This is a genomic window from Bradyrhizobium sp. th-b2 (assembly GCF_000426785.1).
In the GTDB taxonomy this organism is placed as follows: Bacteria; Pseudomonadota; Alphaproteobacteria; order Rhizobiales; family Xanthobacteraceae; genus Bradyrhizobium; species Bradyrhizobium septentrionale.
In genome coordinates this window covers 1-4,800 of sequence record NZ_AUGA01000177.1, presented here as the reverse complement: position 1 = coordinate 4,800, position 4,800 = coordinate 1, and the positions used below count along the sequence as shown (strand labels likewise).

Genomic DNA, 4,800 nt, shown 5'->3' with positions numbered 1-4,800 from the left:
GTCAGAGCAGATGTGCGGCCACATCAAGCGGACTAAAAAAAGCACTCTCACGAATAGGACGGGCTAGATCGATGTCGTTTTCGCTCCAGACGGCCCGGTTGAAGTAATGCCGCGCGACCCGGGCGCCGATCTCGGCCTGCTTGCTCGAGTGGTCGAAGGACATGCGGGATAGGCTGCCCTCGAACATGTAGCCGATGTCGTGAAGGATCGAGACGTACTGCCAGATGAAGCCAAAGAAAGCAGCATCGGTCCGAAAGCCCTCCACGGGATGATTCCTGACGGCCGGGATCCCGCGCTTTGCGAACTCGACGGCGAGGGCGTCGCGCAACCTCTCGCTGTGAACGAAGAAGTACCAGCCCAGCAGATAATTATAGAGCGTGTGGGAGGAATGATCGCGCTGCTTCTCGTACTCGATCATGCCCGAGATTTCTCGGGGCTGCACCGCGTCGCGAAACTGAATGGAGTCGGCGAGCCCGATCATGTTCAGGATGCTCTGAACCACGCGGCCGGATGTCGTCAGCCGAACTTCATCCATCGTAGCGGTCAGGAACCGCTCGAGATGGCCATTGAAGTCGGCGCCGCAAGCTTTATGGGCCTTCTTGAAAGCAGGTTTCGAGGCCAGGCCCGACAGGGCCTTTGGCACGACCTTCATTGTCATCTGGCGGCCCTTTCGGTGAGCGCGGGTAAGCCGAGAAGAATTCGTGCAGGGCGAGGGACCACGATCAGCGGCGCGCCGGCCATACGCCAGCCGTCACCGTGCCAATGCGGAAGGATGGTCGAATTCTCTGCGTTACGACCGCGCCGCCCCAGCGAATCGATGACGTGGATGCCCGCCTGATCGACCCGAACGACCAGGACGCAATGGATGCCCACCCAATCCCTCTCGACATGCCGCATGTGGAAGGTCAGCGGTACCGGCCTGCGACGCGCGACTTCCCGGGCCAGGATCGGGGCAAGGCGTTCGGGTGAGAATGATGTAAAGCGGCGCCAGCGCAGACGCCGCCCCGGTTGATCGTCGACGTTTCCTGGTGAATCAGGTTGAATGTTACCTTTGGACACGGCATACCGCTCCTTCGGTGGAGAAGTGGAGCGTCAAGCACCCCCACGATATGCCGCCTTCCCAATTTCCGCCGTCACCCACATTCAGCGATAGCTCGATCGAGTGCAGATGAAAAGCGAGATTCGTATACGGCGTATCAGTGCCGCAGAGCTGAACGATCACCGTGTGAGTAGGCTAGCCGAAATCCTAATTGAGTGCGTGCAAGGGGGGGCGTCAGTTAGTTTCTTGTCGCCGTTGCCGCGCGAACGCGCGGTGGATTATTGGCGTCGCGTGTCCAAGGAGCTGTCCCGCAACGATCGAATCTTGCTCGTAGCTGAGGATAGGACGGGCCGGACAGTCGGTTCAATTCAAATGGTGCACATGCCATCTGAAAATCAACCGCACATGGCGCAGGTCACTAAGGTATTGGTCGAGAAGGACGCACGCGGTCGCGGTGTCGGGCGCCGTCTGCTTTCAGCGGTAACGGAGCTGGCACGACGTGAGCGGAAAACCTTGTTGGTGCTGAGTACGGCTACAGGATCGGTGGCGGAGCAGCTCTATCACAGCGAAGGCTGGCAACGCATAGGTGTAGTGCCAGGATGCGTCCTAATGGCGGACGGGAAGCACGCGGCAGCAACATTTTTCTACAAGCAATTGTAACGTCGAAGATCAACAGTAGTAAAACTTTCGGATCGCAACTCAAATATGAGAACCGCATGAAATCGAAGCTAAGAGGTTGATTGAAGGTGACTCTCGCCTCTCCCCGCTGGATCAAACGAGAAGACGAACTGCTGCGCGAGCTGGTTGATGCAGGCGCGCCTGTGGAATCCATTTGCGAAGCGCTCAATAGGTCCGAGCCAGAGCTTCGCAGGCGCGGCTACTACATTGGCCTACCGAGGGTGGTTTAGGCGAACAGCTTCTGGGGTTGAAGGGGAGCCTCAACGAGTATGAGCTGGACCTTTTACGACAACGGTCGCTCTCGGCACGCTACGAGAAGGCCCGCCGCAGCGAACTGGTTGTGGCCACGCCCGTCGGCTTTGTGAAGGTCGGTGATCGCTACGAGAAGGATCCGGACCGGCGTGTGCAGGACGCTATTACGCTCGTCTTCGACAAGATTGAGGAGCTCGGGACCGCGCGGCAGACGCTGCTGTGGTTCCATGAGCACGGCCTCGACCTACCGGTGAAGCAGCCGAACGGCGATACAGCCTGGTAGAACAGCCGTAACGACGGGTTGTGGCGCCCATGGTACAGGCGCGAAGAGCCGCCGGAAGGCGCGCCCTCAAGCCGGGCGCCCACGACGGCTATGTGAACTGGGAGAGGTTCGAAGCGATCCGCACAATGGTCTCCAGTAACTTGCCAACCAGCCGGCATCATGGCGCGCCCAAGCATGGCGAGGCGCTGCTCGCTGGGCTCATCCGCTGTCGGCGCTGTTGCCGCAAGCTGACGCTGTGCTACAGCGGTATGAAGCATCACATCCCCCGTTACAGCTGCTCGCGCGGCTGGATGGACAACGGCGAACCGCGCTGCATCGCGTTCGGAGGCTTGCGCGTCGATGATGCAATCGAAGAGGCACTGCTCGGCGTCGTCGGCCCCGGCGCCGTCGCGGCGGCTACGGTCGCCGCAGCCGAGGCCACACATCAGAAGGAACAAGTTCGCGAAGCGCTCGGCCGTGATCTTGAAGCGGCCCGTTACGCTGCCGATCGCGCCTTCCGGCAATATGACGCTGCTGATCCGGCAAAACGCCTGGTTGCCGCTGAGCTTGAGGGGCGCCGGAATCGCTCGCTTGCCCGCGTCGCGTAGGTGGAGATTGCCGCGCATGACGCGGCGGTGTTCGCCGTCAGGGCCTGTGAGACAAACAGAGGGATTTTGCGGGGGGAGGATTTCTGGTTCATCGTAGCCACCAGGAGCGAAGATGAAGCAGAAGTCCGGACCGGGCAAAGCGCCGGCAGAACAAGTGCTAAAGGACATTCGGCGTCAGACCCGTCGGCACCACGCGGCGGAAGAGAAGATCCGCATTTGTGCTGGAGGGCCTGCGGGGCGAGGAGAATATCTCCGAGCTGTGCCGGCGCGAGGGCATGGCCGCCTCGATGTATTACGGCTGGTCCAAGGAGTTTCCTCGAGGCCGGCAAGCGTCGCCTGACGGGCGATACGGCGCGTGCGGCAACCTCCGGTGAGGTAAAGGATCTGCGTCGTGAGACGGCCGTGTTGAAGGAAGTTGTGGCCGACCTCACCCTGGAAAACCGGCTGCTCAAAAAAAAGCATGAACGGGCCCCTTTCGGTGAATGCCTTGCATTCACCAAGTCGGGTAAGTGATGGGGAGAACGAGGCATGAGGTATCCCGCCTCAGAGAAGGCCGAGATCATCCAGCTGGTCAAGCAATCGCATCTGCCGGCCAAGCGCACGCTGGACAAACTCGGCATCCCGCGCGCCACGTTCTATCGCTGGTATGATCGCTACCGGGAAGGTGGCGTTGAGGCCCTGACCGATCATCGATCAAGGCCGGCTCGGGTGTGGAATCGCATCCCGGATGACGTCCGTGACCAGATCATCGATTTTGCACTGGAACTGCCGGAACTGTCGCCGCATGAGCTGGCGGTGCGCTTCACCGATGAGAGAAAGTACTTTGTCTCCGAGGCTTCGGTCCATCGGCTGCTGAAGGCGCATGACCTCATCACCAGCCCGGCCTATGTGGTGATCAAGGCGGCGGACGAGTTCAAGGACAAGACCACCGCCATCAACCAGCTCTGGCAGACCGACTTTACCTACCTCAAGCGGCTGGGGTTGGTACTACCTGTCGACCGTGCTCGATGACTTCTCGCGCTACATCGTGGCCTGGAGGCTTGGTCCCACGATGTGCGCCTCCGACGTCACGGCCACGCTCGACCAGGCACTCGCGGCCTCCGGCCTTGACCATATCACCGTCGCGCACCGGCCGAGGCTTCTCAGCGACAATGGTTCGAGTTACGTCGCGGACGATCTGGCCAAGTGGCTCGACCAGAAGGGCATGCAGCACGTGCGCGGTGCTCCGCATCACCCCCAGACCCAGGGAAAGATTGAGCGCTGGCATCAGACTCTGAAGAATCGCATTCTGCTCGACAATTACTACCTGCCTGGCGATCTCGAACGGCAGGTACGCGCCTTCGTCGACAACTCCAATCATGTCCGCTATCATGAGAGCATCGATAACCTCACACCTGCGGATGTGTACTTCGGCAGGGCCGAAGCGATCCTTGCAGAACGCAAACGCATCAAGCTTGTCACTATCGCAAACCGCCGCTATTGCAGCATCAGCTGCAGGCCGCTTAAACTCCAACCCCTGATGAGCCAGAGCCTCCCTTCTCGAAACGCCCGATAAATCTCAAATTATCTGACGACGGACACCCCCGAGCCCGAGACCGAACCAAAGCACGCGTCTTTCGAGTCGTCGGTTAAGAAGCCGATTTGAGTGGTGTGCGGTGGCTGGTGACTGAGAAGAAGGCAGCCAGGAAGAGGTACCAAAGAGCCCTTAGCCAGGCGAGGATGCGGCGGAAGTTGTAACCGACGGCGGAGAGGATGACGTTGGCGGTATCGCCGGCGCGGCCTTTGAGGTAGCAGCGGCCGAGGTGTCCGTCAGCCTTCAAATGGCCGATCACGGGCTCGATAGCGGAGCGGCGCCGCAGCTGGCGCTTGATAGTGCCGAAGACGCCGCGCTTCTGGCCGGAGATGAAGACGCGGCGCGGGTTCTGTGCGTCATGGCCGCGGTATCCCTTGTCGACAAAGGC

At 60.4% G+C, this 4,800-nt stretch carries 5 protein-coding genes and 2 pseudogenes; 4 read left to right on the top strand and 3 right to left on the bottom strand.

Translation table 11 applies throughout. The annotated features are described in order from the left end of the window. Position 1: 1 nt before the first annotated feature. Together K359_RS0147105 and K359_RS62770 are read right to left on the bottom strand one after the other, a co-directional pair. Positions 2 to 658: a hypothetical protein gene (locus K359_RS0147105; protein ID WP_029085160.1), complete on the bottom strand. Its 657-nt coding sequence runs from the start codon at positions 656 to 658 to the stop codon at positions 2 to 4. Next, positions 655 to 1,059 (bottom strand): hypothetical protein, encoded by a 405-nt coding sequence (locus K359_RS62770; RefSeq protein WP_156929116.1) that lies wholly within the window; start codon positions 1,057 to 1,059, stop codon positions 655 to 657. The genes K359_RS0147105 and K359_RS62770 overlap by 4 nt, the downstream gene beginning before the upstream one ends. A gap of 109 nt (positions 1,060 to 1,168) precedes the next feature. Between K359_RS62770 and K359_RS0147095 the strand changes: the two genes are divergently transcribed. The 4 genes and pseudogenes from K359_RS0147095 (at position 1,169) to K359_RS56380 (ending at position 4,345) form a co-directional block, all read left to right on the top strand. Then, a complete protein-coding gene (locus tag K359_RS0147095; RefSeq protein ID WP_029085158.1) occupies positions 1,169 to 1,699 on the top strand; it encodes a GNAT family N-acetyltransferase in 531 nt (176 codons plus the stop codon). A 265-nt stretch (positions 1,700 to 1,964) separates the two neighbouring features. Next, positions 1,965 to 2,252 carry a hypothetical protein gene (locus tag K359_RS63880; protein ID WP_029085157.1) on the top strand — a complete coding sequence of 96 codons (288 nt, stop codon included), beginning with the start codon at positions 1,965 to 1,967 and terminating at the stop codon, positions 2,250 to 2,252. A 29-nt stretch (positions 2,253 to 2,281) separates the two neighbouring features. Next, entirely contained in the window at positions 2,282 to 2,839 is a 558-nt protein-coding gene (locus tag K359_RS65565) for a zinc ribbon domain-containing protein (protein ID WP_245284954.1), read from the top strand. 112 nt (positions 2,840 to 2,951) lie between these two features. Next, a pseudogene (locus K359_RS56380) lies at positions 2,952 to 4,345 on the top strand (IS3 family transposase). A gap of 122 nt (positions 4,346 to 4,467) precedes the next feature. Here the strand turns inward: K359_RS56380 and K359_RS56375 are convergent. Continuing rightward, a pseudogene (locus K359_RS56375) lies at positions 4,468 to 4,800 on the bottom strand (IS5/IS1182 family transposase); the annotation flags it as partial.

Bases quoted from the DNA above. Each gene is read 5' to 3' on its own strand.
- K359_RS0147105 (WP_029085160.1), bottom strand. From the start codon at position 658: ATGACAATGAAGGTCGTGCCAAAGGCCCTGTCGGGCCTGGCCTCGAAA.
- K359_RS65565 (WP_245284954.1), top strand. From the start codon at position 2,282: ATGGTACAGGCGCGAAGAGCCGCCGGAAGGCGCGCCCTCAAGCCGGGC.
- K359_RS0147095 (WP_029085158.1), top strand. From the start codon at position 1,169: ATGAAAAGCGAGATTCGTATACGGCGTATCAGTGCCGCAGAGCTGAAC.